Genomic DNA, 14820 nt, shown 5'->3' on the forward strand with positions numbered 1-14820 from the left:
TCCCGTTCAGCCTTCGAACATCAGCAACAACGAGAGCGCGGCCAACACCCACATGGTGGGCTTGATTTCCTGGGTCTTGCCCACCGCCAGCTTGACGATCACGAACGTCAAAAAGCCGAAGGCGATCCCATGCGTGATCGAATAGGTAAAGGGAATCAGCACCATGGCGACGAAGGCCGGAATGGCGTCGTCGAACTGATGCCAATGGATCTTGCGAATGGGGTCCATCATGAACACCCCGACCAGAATCAGGGCCGGCGCCGTGGCAATCGCCGGCACCAGCGACAGCAGCGGCGAGAGAAACAGAAACGGTAGGAACAACACCGCCACGACCACCGCGACGAGCCCGGTACGACCGCCCTGGCTGATCCCTGCGGCGGATTCCACATAGGCATTGGCCGGGCTGGTCCCCAGCGGCCCGGAGATCAGCGCGGCGCTGGCATCGACGATCATCGAACGACGAATGTTGCGCGGATTGCCATCGGCATCCTTCAGGTTACCCGCCTCGGAGACCCCCATGAAGGTCGATAGCGCATCGAAGAAGGTCGTGAACAGCAACACGAAGATGAACGGCCAGTAGGCCACCGATAATGATCCCCATAGATCGAGCGCCATCAAACCACTGAGATCCGGCATGGCGAAGATCCCGTTGAAGTTGACCAGCGTCGACGACGCCATATCCTCGGGAAAGTAACGACTGCCGTCGCCCCACAGGCGGCCGATCGGCACGCTGGCCAACGTGGTGAAGACGATCCCTAGAATCAGCGCACCGGGCACGTTGCGCACCACCAGCCAGGCGGTGGCCGCGAAGCCGATGAGAAACGTCACCAGCACCGGATCGAGCGAGGCCATGCCCACCACGGTAACCGGGTTCGGCACGATGAACTGCGCGTTGACCAGGCCGATGGTGGTAATGAACAACCCGATGCCGCAGGCAATGGCGTACCGCAATTGCGCCGGGATCGCATCGATCACCAACTGGCGCGCATTGAACGCCGCCAGCAGCGCAAAGATGACCCCGGCCCAGAACACGCAGCCCAGCGCGGTCTGCCATTCCATGCCCGCCCCCAATACCATGGTGTAGGCGAACAGCGCGTTGATGCCCATGCCGGGCGCTACCAGGATGGGGTTCTTGGCGTAAAATCCCATCATCACACTGCCGAAGAAACTGACCAGCACGGTGGCGGTCAAGGCACTGGAAAAGGGTACGCCGGCATCGCTCAGCACCGTCGGATTGACGACGATGATGTACATCGAGGCCAGGAAGGTCGCGATCCCCGCCAGGATCTCGGTGCGCGGGGTGCTCCCCTGGGCCCGGATGCCGAAAAGTCGTTCGAACACGTCGCGTTCTCCACACAGGTTGGGTTGGGATGAGACGTCGCGCAGTATAGCCAATCTCGGCCCTCATGCTCATCCCCAAGCCTTGTCTGAAAAATGCCCATCACGTCATGGCTGCACAAGGCCTCCGGGCTGTGCCATGATCTGACAAGCATTCACGTGCCCCTCGTCCACGCGGGAGAAGACCATGCGTTCCGAAGACAATCTGTTGCCGCTGATCGTCGAGCCCGAACAACTCGCCGAACATCTAGGCGCCCCCGAACTATTGATCGTCGATGTACCGCTCAAGGCCGACAGCTACACCGACAGCCACGTGCCCGGCGCGGTGTTTCTCGATCACCGCCGCCTGCTCGCGGGCGATGGCCCGGTACCCAACGACATCCCCGACGAAGAAGCGCTTTCCACGCTGTTTTCCGAACTCGGCCTGACCCGCGACACCCACGTCATCGCCTATGATGACGAAGGCGGCGGCTGGGCCGGGCGCCTGCTATGGACGCTGGAGCTCATCGGCCACACCCGCTATTCCTATCTCAACGGCGGCATTCATGCCTGGCGCGGCGACGGGCAACGCGTCGAGCGCGAACCAAACACGCCCACGCCCAGCGATTACCAGGCAGAATTTCTCCACCCTCAAGTGTTGATCGAACGCGAGGAACTCATCGACCGCCTGGATGAACGTGAACTCGCGGTCTGGGATGCCCGCTCGCCGGACGAATATCGCGGCGAAAAAGGCAAGAACGCCCATATGGGGCATATTCCCGGCGCCGTCAATTTCGAGTGGACGGATGCCATGGACCCCGAACGCCACCTGCGCCTGCGCGATTACGCCGAACTCATCGCCGAGCTCGAGGCCAAAGGTCTGACGCCGGATAAAGAGATCGTCACCCACTGCCAGAGCCACCATCGCAGCGGCTTCACCTGGCTGGTGGGCAAGGCTTTAGGCTTCGAGAAGATGCGCGCCTACCCCGGTTCATGGCAGGAATGGGGCAACCGCGACGATACGCCGATAGAAAAGTAGCCGACAGATATCATGTTCGGGCAGTTAGATAGGGACCCAGCACCCGATCCACCAACGCGGCAATATAGCGCTGGTCGATGTCGGTGAACGACACCGTCAGGTGGTAGTAAACCGCACCGTAAATAAGATCCAGAGCCAATCCAGGGTCGACTTCCGGTCGCAATTCGCCTCGCGCGATGGCCGACTCGATGGCCTCTTGTCCCATACGGCGCCTGGGCGCGATCCAGCGTTCCACGAACGCCTCGCGCAGGTCGGGTTCGGCCTGTGCAGTCCCCAGCAACTCCCGCAGCAACTGCCCACGCGGCCCTTTCAGGGCCTCCACCAATGCACCAACGCTCTGGCAGAAGTTATCGTGGATGGGCAGTTGCATATCATAGGCGATCATCGGCCCTACCTCCTCGAAGAAGGCATCCATGACGATCGCCGGGGCATTCGGCCAGCGCCGGTAGAGGGTCGACTTGGCCACCCCCGACACGGCGGAGATACGCTCGACGGTGGCATGCGGCAGGCCTCCTTCGAGCGCCAGGTCCAACGCGGCCCGCATGGCCTTCGGGGCTGCCGAGGTACTGCGCGGCCGCCCCGGTCGAGAGGAAACTGAAGACATTGCTGACACCCTTGCCAAAAGCCACTTAAGAAGATTAGGGTTACTTCATAATACGAAACGATTCGTATCGAGCCTTATATAGGCTGCCCAACGATACCACGACACGCTTTGCAACGGCCAATGTACGTCTTTGCGGGGATCATGACGCCGCCTAGCTCCGTGCTGGAAACACTTGAGGAGTATTCCTGAATGTCTTCGCCTGTTTCTTCAAGAGTCGGCGTAGGTGCCATCGTCACTCGTGCCGATGGCAATCTCCTGCTCGGTTACCGGATCAAGACCGGTAAAACACCCAGCGAACCGCAAGTGACCGAGCCGGATGTCTTCTCCCGATGGGCGTGGTTTCCGCCCCTAGACCTCCCCACGCCACTATTCCCGGCAAGCGATGCCGTGTTCAGCCTATGGAAGGGTATTCCCGGTCCTGAGGGATGGCACGCTTATAGCATTCTGTGAACGCCATAAAAGCAATACCATATCGTCTGCTCGACTGCCTTGGTAATTAATTTGGCACTACTGCAGCAAGACTGAATTGTATATGTGAAGCGGCCTACCTCAAAGTTTTAAAGGATATAAGTAAAGTCATTAGGGGAACAATATGAGCGACGCTATCCAGGTGTCATCAGCGCCATAAGCCCGCAACCCATCAGAAAAGACTGCCTCCGATTCGCAAAGCCTTTCATTCCGCTCAGCTTTCTATATCGGATTAAAGCGCACAATATTTACACAACCTCAATTAAATAATTTCTGACACCACAAGCCATACAGACGACACCATCAATACACCCCCTAACACTTGGTTAACTGTTTTTCTCGCCTTCTCAGAACTCAACAAATGATCAACCAGCCTACCAAAAGAGGCCCAAAAATATAAACAAACATACCCCAAGGCAACCAACATGGCAGAAACAACGACGACGGCTTGCCATATATTCAGGACGGTTATAGCGGAGGAGGATACTGTGACAGCCATCACCCATGTCTTGACATTAATAATCTGAAATAATGCAAGGCTGAAGAATCCATATGAGTTATAAACTTCAGGTGTCGAACCTGTTTCTCGAAACATAAGGGACCCTATATATAGAAGATAACCGCCACCAACAATAACCATGACTTTTCTTACGATGGGATAAGCATGGACTATTTTGTCTAACCCAAGCAATGTCAAAATAATGACAGTCACTCCACCCAAAATGATACCGCTAATTGGTTTCGCGACGAACCCCAACCCGTGTTTCTTAGCAGCAAACAGCACTATAAAATTATTGGGCCCTGGTGTGATAAGTGATGCAAAGAGAAGCCCAAAAATAGGAGTCAGCGTTAACAGCGAGGTCATGAGGCGTTTCCTTTATACTTGGCGGTAAAGATACTCATCAATGGAACCAATACATGCATTTAAATGACTAAAAGAGCTTAGCAGCTTCGTGATGCCCCCACTACTTATTTTTGCGATGCACAAAGATCAGCGCCCAAGAATATCGTACCCAATCCTGAGTTTTCCTTTCTTCCTCTTGATTCCTTTTATTTCAATATTACCAAGCTCTGACGTTGAACCAACGTGCGTACCGCCACATGGAATGGGGCGGTACGTATCGATGGAACAGACACGATTGGTATAAGGGTCGCCTTTAATAGCGACTTCTAGGTCGGCTGCTATTGCCTCGCGAACCAAACGCTCCACCTCGGCCTGCGTAATGTCGGTTTGTTCTTCTTCTCGAAACTCGACGCGGCCTTCCCCTGGCCAGTGATGGCCTGAAACCGCTATCAGGCCAGGAAAACGGACTTCGACGACTCCCGCAATGAGGTGGCCGGCACTATGCATGCGCATGTTGATCATGCGCTGCTCTTCATCGATGGCAAAAGGAAGTCTCATACCAGGCTGGATTCGACCCGCATCGCTGACAATATGATCGATTTCCCCATCCGATGCAAAACGGGTATCGAGAACCTGCACATCTCCGATCATTCCCCTATCCCCTCTTTGGCCTCCTCCCTGGGGATGGAACCAGGTTTCGGACGTTCTGATAATTGTCTTTTCGCCGGTTACGACCGAGGTGATCGTGACTTCACCGGTCAGAGCTGAATCTTCAAGATAACGCCGTATAGTCATAACACTCCTCTCAAAGATTTAATCTTTACATAGAATAAAACTCACTTCACCTTAAACTTACAAACCTTAAAGTGGCCCACTACCATATCATTATCAACAGATCCGAATAGAGCGCCGCCAACCAACAACCACTACTAATGAAACTTCATTCAAAAAAACAATCACCTCCATACCGACAAGCAAATAGCATTAAAATTACAACAAAAAAACCATCATACAAGATGACAAGACCAGCCTAAGCCCATCGCATCACTAATTACAACTCAAGCGATAAATCGGATTAACTTACAAAAGAACCACACAATAATACCCTCCAATAAAAATAAAAACAACACCAGGAGCAACATCAAAAAACTTATTATTGAATAATTTGCTTGAAGAAAAAAGACCAAACATCACCACCATAGCATTAAAGACTAAAAAGCTAACAAGAAGAAGTATTAAGAAGAAAAACACTTTATTCACTACTCCGCTGTAGCCCGCCATCATTGGAGTAAAAATTGCTGTAAAAAAAACAAGAGCCTTCGGATTCGAAATGTTAGTAAGCAACCCATATCTAAATGCATTAGGCAGGCTATGTGCATAGGCACGAGAAACCTCGTCTTTATCATTCGCAATGTTATCCACAGGAATGCTTTTAAAAAGATTGAAAAGTCCCAGACCAATAAGAACTAAAGCGCCTATGATAGGCAGGATATCTCTAAGAACAGGGGCAGCATTTAAGGTTGCCGTAACTCCAATCATTGAAAGCAAGGACCAGATTGCTACTCCAAGAGTAACGCCAGCGGCAGCTCTAAAACCGGCACTGCGACCATATCTAATCGTACTCGAAGCGATTGCTACAACATCGGGCCCCGGAAGCACCATAACCAGGGCCCAATTGATCATATCAGCGAACATTATGCGAACTCATTTTCAAAAAAAACCACACCATCATGTAGCCGCTTTACTCAAGACCATATCATTAAACTTCCATTGGCGTTAATCCCGACAAAGAACGACAGCGTTATCCTTCTCCCTTCACTTCTGTTAGATTCAACTCTATGGTAGTTTCTTGGATCAAAGAAAATGGCATCTCCTATTTCAGGCCGAATGGAGATGGCAGGCTCATTTTCTACTAAGCGTTCTGAATAACCATATCCATCACGATGATTCTCATCATTCGGGAGCCACTTACGGCGAAAAACTGTTACCTCACCACCTTCTCGGGGCATGTCTATAAAACAGTTAAAAGCCAGTTGAACCAGTGGGGAGCAATCTAGACTGCCTGGCAGTTCTCTTTCAATTTCATCGAAATGAATACGCGCACTGCTATTTATCTCACGAATCATACCGGCAAAAAGCTTTTCTCCTCCGATTGTTGCCTTTTCTACCGGACCCCCCCAAGCTTTAGATAAAACTCTAACCGCAATATCTAGTGGATCGCCAGTTTCTAAGAGGCGGGCTCGCTGATCATTAGATTGGTCTCGATGCTGCCAGTAAGCTTCACCAAGCCTAGCATCTAAATAGTAGTCATAGACAGCTGGGCCTAACTTAGCTATGCGTGGCGTTACCACCTTCTCATCATAAGCACCAAGTTCAGCATTTTTTAGATTGGTGCTAATTGCGCTGCACAAGTCATAGCCAAAAAAATTTCTTACTCGCAATACAGATGCCGTCCCAGTTGCCACCCTGATCAGGTCTCCTTTCTCTAACTGCTCATTACATATCGGCTCAAAGAGAGTATGAACAGGAGTCGGTGTGCCAGAATCAATCACCATTCTTCATCTCCTAAAACCTGTAGGTAAAAGTTAAATAGATAACGTTCATGTTGCTATCTTGTTGATACATCGGGTAAACCCAAACCACGCTAACGCCGAGCGATACATCAGCACTCATCCAGAGTCTCGCCAGTGCCCCCCTTCACCAAGCATGAGCTTTACTTCAATTTAAGATACGAATCGAATCGTATCAATAAATATTAGTACTCAACTAATCGTGGATCAACCCCGAATCTCCACGCTCCGAAATGGCTGACACAAGATTCTGAATTTAAAACATTTTTATGTCAGACAAGCCGCCCCAATCTAGCGTAATGCTGTCAGCCGAACTGGCGGGCAGCACCCGCAGCAACTGCCCGCGCGGCCCTTTCCAGGGCCTCCACCAATGCGCCAACGCTCTGGCAGAAGTTATCGTGGATGGGCAGTTGCATATCATAGGCGATCATCGGCCCTACCTCCTCGAAGAAGGCATCCATGACGATCGCCGGGGCATTCGGCCAGCGCCGGTAGAGGGTCGACTTGGCCACCCCCGACACGGCGGAGATACGCTCGACGGTGGCATGCGGCAGGCCTCCTTCGAGCGCCAGGTCCAACGCGGCCCGCATGGCCTTGGGAGCTGCAGAAGCACTACGCGGCCGCCCCGGTCGCGGAGATGAAACGGAAGACATTGCGGATACCCTTGCCAAAAGCCACTCAAGAAGATTAGGGTTATTTCATAATACGAAACGGTTCGTATCGACCCTTATATAAGCTACCCAACGATACCATGCCACGCTTTGCAACGACCATTACACGTCTTTGCGGGGCTCATGACGCCGCCTAGCTAGCCGAGATCCTTTATCATGCAGAACTACGATGTTGCCATCATCGGCGCCGGCCCGGCAGGCTTGGCCGCCGCGCAAAGACTCTCCCGTCGAGGGCACCGGGTCATTATCATCGACCAGGGCCACGCGATCACCGAGCGAGACAAGACAGCAGAGGCCGAACTGACACAGGGGCATGGTGGGGCCGGGCTGTATTCGGATGGGAAGTTCTCGTTCTTCCCTTCCGCGACCCACCTGTGGCACCTACCCAGGCGTGAAGCGTTGCATGACGCCTATACGTGGACCTGTGGCCTACTCAACGCCTATGGCCTGGACACCCCACCCTTTCCGGCCGATGCCAATGCCTATACCACGGGTGTCGGCGACTGGGTGCTCAAGAGCTACCCTTCCAACTATCTTTCACTAGAAGCGCGCCTGGAGATGGTATTCGGCCTGGTGAGCGGGCTCGACGCCGACATCGCCTCCAGGACTCGCCTGACAAGTTATCGATATGACACATCGACGAAACGACACCATCTGGGACTGCAAAACACTCGACAGTATTACGAAATCGTTAGCCAAACATTGATCTGGGCAACCGGACGTTTTGGCGCTTTCGAGCTCGATGATGACATCAAGAAGACCTTCCGCCGGCTGGAAGTCGGGTTTCGCATCGAACAACCCAGCGAATTGGCATTCTTTCAATCCATTTCCAACCTGGATCCCAAGTTGACACTACGTGCCGAGACCGATGCCCTCGAATGGCGGACCTTCTGTGCCTGCCGCAATGGCCGGACCGTGCTCACGCAGACACAAGGGTTGTGGACGGTTTCCGGGCATTCCGATGGCCCGCCCTCGCAACGATCCAATGTCGGCTTCAACACGCGCATCCTCGATGAAGGGTTGGCAAGACGGACCATCGAAACAATCGGAACTGCCCTACGTGAACCCAGCGCTTATTATGAGATCCCGCTCAAGGCATGGCTCAATGGCCAAAAAGGCGCCACATCAACGATGAACGCCATTTACGGCAAGGAGGTGGCCCAAGCCATGCTACAGGGCTTGCAGCAACTCATTCACAGCTTCCCGGCCATCGAGCATAACGAGACAAAACTGATCGGCCCAACCCTAGAAGGGATCGGCTGGTACCCGGAAGTCGATGGCACGTTACGCATCCCCGGTCGCCCCACCTGGGTCGTCGGCGACGCCTGCGGCTTATTTCGTGGTATCGTGGCGGCCTTCATCAGTGGCCACTACGCAGCCAGCTCCGTGCTGGAAACACTTGAGGAATATTCCTGAATGTCTTCGCCTGTTTCTTCAAGAGTCGGCGTCGGTGTCATCGTCACTCGTGCCGATAGCAGTCTCCTGCTCGGCTACCGGATCAAGACCGGTGAAACCCCCAGTTGGTGTTTGCCGGGCGGCCACGTCGAACCCGGTGAAACATTCGAGACCGCCGCCCTGCGCGAACTTCACGAAGAAACCGGTATTATCACGCAACGGCCAGTCGCCATCCTCGCAATCCTGCAACAACTGACCGCTCGCCGCACGACGATCACCGGCGCGGCGCGGATTTCTCTCGACGATAACCTCGCCGAACCGCAAGTGACCGAACCGGATGTCTTCGCCCGCTGGGCGTGGTTTTCGCCCTCAGACCTTCCCACGCCACTATTCCCGGCAAGCGATGCCGTGATCAGCCTATGGCAGGGGAGTCCATGCCCAGAGGGATGGCACGCTTACAGCGTCCTATAAACCTTATAAATCCTGGCAGCCTGGTCGTCTAACTGGCGGTTTCCCACTACTGCAAGAAGTACCGCTCTGTAATTCATGGGATAGCTAGTCATCGAATTTCAAATAGATGTGGGACATCAATATTTTCTATCCTCTGTAAACTTCCTTTTCAAAGTGCCACATTTAATCAACAAAGCTCCATTTTTATCGCTCTACTCATGCTTTCCAAAGCATCAGCTGCCACCTGTTTATCAGCCTGCTGATTGGAGGGTCGCCCATACTCAACTCAAACTTTCGAAAACATTCATAATTTTTCTTATATTGATGGCACCATTGATGAAAAATCAATAAACTCATAATGCGATGATATCCAACCAATACAAGGTCGGGTAGAACCCCGACCATTCATTAGCAGATACTCAAAATGAATAAAAGAATGGGATCAGGAAAGGAACCAACATTGTTATTATTCCACCCGAGAGCAAAGCCAAAGGCACATAACTAGAGCCGCAATGTTTTTCTATAACTGGCAATGTAACATCCATCGCTGTCGCTCCTGCCACTCCAATAGCTACGTTTCCGCCTCCAATTCTTGCGAACATTGGCAATAACAGCAATGCGAAAAGCTCTCTTATCAAATCACTTGTAAAAGCTATTGAACCTAACAGAGGATCTCCAAGTTGAGTTAAAAGAATTCCAGATAAAGTATACCAGCCAAAACCTGAGCTTATTGCAAAGGTTTGGCTTAATGACAGGGGTACAAAAAAGCTTGCAGCAAAAGCCCCCCATATGAAAGAATTACAGTTAAAAAAGTTACCAAAAAATATTTACGATTAAGGAAGATGGCTTTGAAGTTTGTACCAGCTACAGCCAGCTTTAATGCAATCAAAAATATTAGCACGTAAAGGAGAATAGAAATAGCGTGATCAACCCCTTCCCATTCTATCCAATTCATATTGCCGAGAAAAAAACCTATACCAACCAACCCTATCAACTTTACCGGGTCTGAGATATAAGATTTAAAATTATAAAAAGATATTTTATAACCATTACCACTCCCTCTCCTGATGTTATTTTTAGATGTAACTAAAAACAAACCAACTGCTATAAAAAACGATGTAAATATAGCAATCAACGAAGCACTGTAACCCACCTCCAATAGCGAATCGACAACATCAGGAATGCTTCCAATCGAGAATCCCATTAGCAACAATAGGCTATAGAGAGAAATATCACTAACACGATCGATGCAATTGCCACCCACCTTTCTGACCAAGAATTTACTATTAAATCCAGCAATAAATGCAACTAATATAGGTAATATGCTATAGATGGAAATTAACATACATCACCTTCGACTATACCTGTCATAATATCATCGAATCCTTCAGCTCGCCTTATCATTTCGACTTTCCCCGAGGCTCTTACAATAGACTCTGCAGGCCTAGGCTTTAGGTTAAAATTTGAACTCATTGTGGTGGCCCATCTTACGAGCCACTATCAGAGAATGCATGGCTCATATTCTTCATCAACTCTCCAAGACCGCGCACGCAGTCCGAGCAGAAATACAGAGATCGATATATTCGATCGCATCATTGATCCGTCGCTACCACCAAGCGATGCGCCAGCACTCAACCCAGAGCCTTGCTGGCGCCGCCTCATCTTTACCAATCAAAGCGCTACCGCACTATTTTTGAAACGGTACGATTCGTTTAACAACTATATTATCTGAACGCTTCTCGGATCAACCCCGAATTTCTACACTCCACCCTACTTACAACAAGCCTTTGAATTTAAAGGTTTTTATTTCAAAGTATCTTACCAGTAGCTAGCGTCATGTTGTCTTGGTAAAGGAGGAGAGTTGGCGGGCAGAGCCCACCGAAAGTCGAGGATGAAGCATAGGGAGAAGGCAGACTATGAGGCTCAAGGGCGAGCGCCTGGGCCTGGGGGTCTTTTACTGAAAGGTATTCAGTTCGTTGTTCAGTACGCGGGGCGAGATGTGGAAGCGGCAGGCAAACAGGACGGGGCTAGATCAAGATGGCCGAGAGCGCCGCCGGGTGCGTTAGCGTTACTTTCACCTAACATGGCGCTTTCATGCCACGCTGACCGTTTGAACCTTCAGATTGATACTCAATGTTTTGCGCAAAGCACCGATGATCGCGGACAGGTTGTCCATGCCAGGATTGCCTGACGGAGACAGCATGCGATGCAGACTCTTGCTCGGCTTGCCAGTTTCTTTGGCCAGCGCTTCGAATCCCAGGGTCGCATTGACCAGGTCGCGCAATATCAAGCGAGCGGTGTCAGGCTCGCCATTTAGAAACAGTGTGACAGCCTCATCCAGCATGGCTTTCGTGAACGCTGGATCACGCTCGACGCGAGCGCCGATAGTCGTCTTGAAATCGCGGGTCAGCGCCATCTCACTTCCCTCCTTTCTTCGCCTGGCGCTTGCGCCGTCTGTATTCGTCGCGCAGTGCCTTGGCATTGTCTATAAAAGTAACTTATAAGTTACCATATATCAAAGCTCATGACGGAGTTGAAGCGGCATTGGAGAACCCAGCTTACATCAGCTCGCCGTAGCCTTGCTATTGCACCACTGCACCGCTGCCACTAATGTGGCGAGTTCTCCTCCATTGCCGTGGATATGCCCGTGGATCGCGACGAACTCTTCGCCAGAATTCAACATCCCCTGCCCCATCACCTGATTTCACGTGGGGTGGGCAAGCTTGCCGAGAGCCGTACGCCGTGGCTCAAGGACCTGCTCATTCAGCGTTTCATTCGTACCTTCGATGTCGATATGAGCCAAGCCGTCGACAGCGATCCCGAGGCCTACGCCTGCTTCAACGACTTCTTCACCCGTGCGCTCTCCCCCGAGGCGCGGCCCATCGGCGAGGGCATCGTCTCCCCCGCCGATGGCACATTGTCGCAGTTCGGTGCCATCGATAACGGCACTCTCGTCCAGGCCAAGGGGCATACCTATTCGCTGACCGCCTTGTTGGGAGGCGATACGCATCGCGCCGCGCCCTTTCGGGAGGGCCACTTCGCCACGGTCTATCTCTCGCCGCGCGACTATCATCGCGTGCACATGCCGGTGACAGGTACCCTGCGCGAAATGATCTACGTGCCGGGACGGCTGTTCTCGGTCAATCAGGCCACTGCCAATCATGTGCCGGGGCTCTTCGCCCGCAACGAGCGCCTGGTCTGCCTGTTCGACACCGAGCACGGCCCGTTGGCAATGGTATTGGTGGGCGCGATGATCGTCGCCGCCATCGAGACGGTGTGGGCCGGCCAGATCACGCCGCTCAGCGGCCGCGTACAGACGACTCGCTTCGACGAGCCCATCGTGATCGAGAAGGGTCAGGAAATGGGCCGCTTCAAGCTCGGCTCCACCGTGGTGATGTGCTTCGGCCATGACGTTGCGTTTCGCGACATCTGCACCGACGGCCTGGTGGTCAGCATGGGGCAGTCCCTCGCTTCCTAGGCCCGTGTGCCGAGACAAAGTCCCCATGCCTGGCGGGGCAAGGCGAAGCGAGGGTCTTTTTGCCAGGGATGGCAAAAAGTAGCGCCCAGGGAGAGGTTACAGCGCCCTCGCGGCGACTTGCCGCGTTAAGGCCGTGTTCCCCAGTAGCACGGTGCTGGAATAACGGGGCACTAGCAGCGTGGCGTGGCAAACGCCATCACCTCCGCCACACTCGCCTTCCCCAGCGCCAGTTGAATCAGGCGATCGAGCCCCAGCGCCACGCCACTACCGGATGGCATGCCGGCCTCGAGCGCCGCCAGCAGGCGGACATCGACATCCACCTCGCTGTGCCCTAGCCGCTGGCGTTCTCGATTATCCTCGGCAAAGCGCGCGGCCTGCTCCTCGGCGTCGGTGAGTTCGTCATAGCCATTGGCCAGCTCCACCCCTTGCCAATAGACCTCGAAGCGCGCGGCGACGGCAGCGCCATCCTCGGGATCGGGATGACGCCGCGCCAGTGCCGCCTGACTGGCGGGATAATCGATGACCACCTCCAACCCCTCATGGCCGAGATGCGGCTCAATAACAAACGCCATCAACGCGTCCAGGCACGCATCGCGCTCGGCATCGTGAAGATCCATACCGGTCTCGCGCTCGGCAACTTGGCATAGCGTGGTCAGCGACACAGTGAAGGGGTCGAGCCCCAACTGGGTGCGAAACAGCTCGCGATAGCGGCGTTGCCGACACGGCCCGGGGTTGCGCCCCAGCACGTGGCGAATCAATGCCTGGGTCTCGTCGATCAGCGCGGAAAGCGAAAAGCCCGGGCGATACCACTCGAGCATGGTGAATTCGAGATTGTGACGATGCCCGATTTCACCGTCGCGAAAGCTGCGCGCCAACTGGAAGATCGACCCGCTGCCCGCCGCTAGCAAGCGCTTCATGTGGAATTCCGGCGAGGTCTGCAGCCAGAGCCGCTCACGGCCCTGTGGCGTCGTCGCAGTCAACGCAAGCGAGTCGAGATGCGGATCGGTACTGCCGCCATGGCCCAGCACCGGGGTTTCCACCTCCAGCACATCGCGCTCGGCAAAGAACGCCCGCACTCGCGCGAGTAGCCGCGCCCGCTCGCGCAGCGTCGCGATACTCGCCGTGGGCTGCCAGTCGTCAGGCATGGGGGTTCCCCTTAAGTCTCGGGCCGCGAGCCGCGAAAATCAGCGTGTTGCCCTTAAGCGAAAAATGCCAGCGACGCTGGCATTTTTCGCTCGAAGCTCGAAGCTCGAAGCTCGAAGCTCGAAGCTCGAAGCTCGAAGCTCGAAGCTCGAAGCTCGAAGCTCGAAGCTCGTAGCTCGTAGCTCGTAGCTCAGTTTAGGCCCGCGAGACGTATTCGCCCGTCCGCGTATCCACCTTGAGCACTTCGCCTTCGTTGATGAACAACGGCACGCGCACCACGGCGCCGGACGACAGCGTGGCCGGCTTGGAGCCACCTTGTGCGGTATCACCCTTGAGGCCGGGGTCGGTCTCGACCACTTCCAGCTCGATGAAGTTGGGCGGCGAGACGGCAATCGCGTTGTCGTTCCACAATGTCACGGTGTAGACGACCTGCTCCTTGAGCCACTTCTCGACATCGCCAATGGCCTTCTTGTCGACTGCATACTGCTCGAAGGAGCCGTCGGTGCGCATGAAGTGCCACATGTCGCCGTCGCTGTAGAGGTACTCCATGTCCAGTTCCAGCACATCGGCACCTTCCAGCGACTCGCCGGACTTGAAGGTCCGCTCCCAGACCCGCCCGGTGATCAGATTGCGCAGTTTGACGCGGCTGAATGCCTGGCCCTTGCCCGGCTTGACGAACTCGTTCTCGAGGATGCTGCACGGATCCCCGTCAAGCATGACTTTCAGACCGCCCTTGAATTCATTGGTAGAATACGTCGCCATGATGCCTCGCTAGTTGCATGCGTCGTAGCGTGCGCTACGCAGATTGCTCGATGCGCCTCGTCATGGGATGACACCACCG

At 53.7% G+C, this 14820-nt stretch carries 17 protein-coding genes; 5 read left to right on the forward strand and 12 right to left on the reverse strand.

Annotation, left to right across the window (positions count from 1 at the left end; genetic code table 11):
- Nucleotides 1-6: 6 nt before the first annotated feature.
- On the reverse strand, nucleotides 7-1341 hold the full coding sequence (locus L1073_RS15500; protein ID WP_246900738.1) for an NCS2 family permease: 1335 nt from the start codon (nucleotides 1339-1341) through the stop codon (nucleotides 7-9).
- Nucleotides 1342-1525: 184 nt separating this feature from the next.
- Between L1073_RS15500 and L1073_RS15505 the strand changes: the two genes are divergently transcribed.
- On the forward strand, nucleotides 1526-2356 hold the full coding sequence (locus L1073_RS15505) for a sulfurtransferase (RefSeq protein WP_246900740.1): 831 nt from the start codon (nucleotides 1526-1528) through the stop codon (nucleotides 2354-2356).
- 10 nt (nucleotides 2357-2366) lie between these two features.
- Here the strand turns inward: L1073_RS15505 and L1073_RS15510 are convergent, their stop codons facing one another.
- Nucleotides 2367-2960: a TetR/AcrR family transcriptional regulator gene (locus L1073_RS15510; RefSeq protein ID WP_246900746.1), complete on the reverse strand. Its 594-nt coding sequence runs from the start codon at nucleotides 2958-2960 to the stop codon at nucleotides 2367-2369.
- Between the two features lie 189 nt (nucleotides 2961-3149).
- Here L1073_RS15510 and L1073_RS15515 point away from each other — a divergent pair, with 189 nt between their 5' ends.
- Nucleotides 3150-3410 carry an NUDIX hydrolase gene (locus tag L1073_RS15515; RefSeq protein ID WP_246900748.1) on the forward strand — a complete coding sequence of 87 codons (261 nt, stop codon included), beginning with the start codon at nucleotides 3150-3152 and terminating at the stop codon, nucleotides 3408-3410.
- A gap of 280 nt (nucleotides 3411-3690) precedes the next feature.
- Here the strand turns inward: L1073_RS15515 and L1073_RS15520 are convergent, their stop codons facing one another.
- From L1073_RS15520 to L1073_RS15540, 5 genes are all read right to left on the reverse strand, one after another.
- Nucleotides 3691-4293 carry a LysE family translocator gene (locus tag L1073_RS15520; protein WP_246900750.1) on the reverse strand — a complete coding sequence of 201 codons (603 nt, stop codon included), beginning with the start codon at nucleotides 4291-4293 and terminating at the stop codon, nucleotides 3691-3693.
- Between the two features lie 126 nt (nucleotides 4294-4419).
- On the reverse strand, nucleotides 4420-5067 hold the full coding sequence (locus L1073_RS15525; RefSeq protein WP_246900752.1) for an alanyl-tRNA editing protein: 648 nt from the start codon (nucleotides 5065-5067) through the stop codon (nucleotides 4420-4422).
- 285 nt (nucleotides 5068-5352) lie between these two features.
- A complete protein-coding gene (locus L1073_RS15530) occupies nucleotides 5353-5967 on the reverse strand; it encodes a LysE family translocator (RefSeq protein WP_246900753.1) in 615 nt (204 codons plus the stop codon).
- 50 nt (nucleotides 5968-6017) lie between these two features.
- Nucleotides 6018-6827, reverse strand: a complete 810-nt coding sequence (locus L1073_RS15535) for a 2OG-Fe(II)-dependent halogenase WelO5 family protein (protein WP_246900755.1) — start codon at nucleotides 6825-6827, stop codon at nucleotides 6018-6020.
- A 320-nt stretch (nucleotides 6828-7147) separates the two neighbouring features.
- Nucleotides 7148-7495 (reverse strand): TetR/AcrR family transcriptional regulator, encoded by a 348-nt coding sequence (locus tag L1073_RS15540; protein WP_246900756.1) that lies wholly within the window; start codon nucleotides 7493-7495, stop codon nucleotides 7148-7150.
- Between the two features lie 174 nt (nucleotides 7496-7669).
- Here L1073_RS15540 and L1073_RS15545 point away from each other — a divergent pair, with 174 nt between their 5' ends.
- Nucleotides 7670-8929, forward strand: a complete 1260-nt coding sequence (locus tag L1073_RS15545) for an FAD-dependent oxidoreductase (RefSeq protein ID WP_246900758.1) — start codon at nucleotides 7670-7672, stop codon at nucleotides 8927-8929.
- A complete protein-coding gene (locus L1073_RS15550; RefSeq protein WP_246900765.1) occupies nucleotides 8930-9379 on the forward strand; it encodes a nucleotide triphosphate diphosphatase NUDT15 in 450 nt (149 codons plus the stop codon). It abuts the gene before it with no gap.
- A 398-nt stretch (nucleotides 9380-9777) separates the two neighbouring features.
- On the opposite strand, the gene L1073_RS17385 is transcribed toward L1073_RS15550, so the two are convergent.
- From L1073_RS17385 to L1073_RS15560, 3 genes are all read right to left on the reverse strand, one after another.
- Complete coding sequence (locus L1073_RS17385; RefSeq protein ID WP_425531594.1) at nucleotides 9778-10185, reverse strand: LysO family transporter; 408 nt, start codon at nucleotides 10183-10185, stop codon at nucleotides 9778-9780.
- A complete protein-coding gene (locus L1073_RS15555) occupies nucleotides 10104-10703 on the reverse strand; it encodes a hypothetical protein (protein ID WP_246900767.1) in 600 nt (199 codons plus the stop codon). The genes L1073_RS17385 and L1073_RS15555 overlap by 82 nt, the downstream gene beginning before the upstream one ends.
- A 747-nt stretch (nucleotides 10704-11450) precedes the next feature.
- Nucleotides 11451-11774 carry a helix-turn-helix domain-containing transcriptional regulator gene (locus L1073_RS15560; RefSeq protein WP_246900769.1) on the reverse strand — a complete coding sequence of 108 codons (324 nt, stop codon included), beginning with the start codon at nucleotides 11772-11774 and terminating at the stop codon, nucleotides 11451-11453.
- 225 nt (nucleotides 11775-11999) lie between these two features.
- Here L1073_RS15560 and asd point away from each other — a divergent pair, with 225 nt between their 5' ends.
- On the forward strand, nucleotides 12000-12836 hold the full coding sequence (gene asd / locus L1073_RS15565) for an archaetidylserine decarboxylase (RefSeq protein WP_246900771.1): 837 nt from the start codon (nucleotides 12000-12002) through the stop codon (nucleotides 12834-12836).
- A 170-nt stretch (nucleotides 12837-13006) separates the two neighbouring features.
- On the opposite strand, the gene epmA is transcribed toward asd, so the two are convergent.
- Both epmA and efp read right to left on the reverse strand, forming a co-directional pair.
- Nucleotides 13007-13981: an EF-P lysine aminoacylase EpmA gene (gene epmA / locus L1073_RS15570; protein WP_246900772.1), complete on the reverse strand. Its 975-nt coding sequence runs from the start codon at nucleotides 13979-13981 to the stop codon at nucleotides 13007-13009.
- Between the two features lie 193 nt (nucleotides 13982-14174).
- Entirely contained in the window at nucleotides 14175-14741 is a 567-nt protein-coding gene (gene efp, locus L1073_RS15575; RefSeq protein ID WP_246900774.1) for an elongation factor P, read from the reverse strand.
- Nucleotides 14742-14820 lie beyond the last annotated feature (79 nt).

This window comes from Chromohalobacter nigrandesensis (assembly GCF_023061285.1).
Taxonomy (GTDB): domain Bacteria; phylum Pseudomonadota; class Gammaproteobacteria; order Pseudomonadales; family Halomonadaceae; genus Chromohalobacter; species Chromohalobacter nigrandesensis.

Bases quoted from the DNA above. Each gene is read 5' to 3' on its own strand.
- L1073_RS15505 (WP_246900740.1), top strand. From the start codon at position 1,526: ATGCGTTCCGAAGACAATCTGTTGCCGCTGATCGTCGAGCCCGAACAA.
- L1073_RS15510 (WP_246900746.1), bottom strand. From the start codon at position 2,960: ATGTCTTCAGTTTCCTCTCGACCGGGGCGGCCGCGCAGTACCTCGGCA.
- L1073_RS15515 (WP_246900748.1), top strand. From the start codon at position 3,150: ATGTCTTCGCCTGTTTCTTCAAGAGTCGGCGTAGGTGCCATCGTCACT.
- L1073_RS15520 (WP_246900750.1), bottom strand. From the start codon at position 4,293: ATGACCTCGCTGTTAACGCTGACTCCTATTTTTGGGCTTCTCTTTGCA.
- L1073_RS15525 (WP_246900752.1), bottom strand. From the start codon at position 5,067: ATGACTATACGGCGTTATCTTGAAGATTCAGCTCTGACCGGTGAAGTC.
- L1073_RS15530 (WP_246900753.1), bottom strand. From the start codon at position 5,967: ATGTTCGCTGATATGATCAATTGGGCCCTGGTTATGGTGCTTCCGGGG.
- L1073_RS15535 (WP_246900755.1), bottom strand. From the start codon at position 6,827: ATGGTGATTGATTCTGGCACACCGACTCCTGTTCATACTCTCTTTGAG.
- L1073_RS15540 (WP_246900756.1), bottom strand. From the start codon at position 7,495: ATGTCTTCCGTTTCATCTCCGCGACCGGGGCGGCCGCGTAGTGCTTCT.
- L1073_RS15545 (WP_246900758.1), top strand. From the start codon at position 7,670: ATGCAGAACTACGATGTTGCCATCATCGGCGCCGGCCCGGCAGGCTTG.
- L1073_RS15550 (WP_246900765.1), top strand. From the start codon at position 8,930: ATGTCTTCGCCTGTTTCTTCAAGAGTCGGCGTCGGTGTCATCGTCACT.
- L1073_RS15555 (WP_246900767.1), bottom strand. From the start codon at position 10,703: ATGTTAATTTCCATCTATAGCATATTACCTATATTAGTTGCATTTATT.
- L1073_RS15560 (WP_246900769.1), bottom strand. From the start codon at position 11,774: ATGGCGCTGACCCGCGATTTCAAGACGACTATCGGCGCTCGCGTCGAG.
- asd (WP_246900771.1), top strand. From the start codon at position 12,000: ATGCCCGTGGATCGCGACGAACTCTTCGCCAGAATTCAACATCCCCTG.
- epmA (WP_246900772.1), bottom strand. From the start codon at position 13,981: ATGCCTGACGACTGGCAGCCCACGGCGAGTATCGCGACGCTGCGCGAG.
- efp (WP_246900774.1), bottom strand. From the start codon at position 14,741: ATGGCGACGTATTCTACCAATGAATTCAAGGGCGGTCTGAAAGTCATG.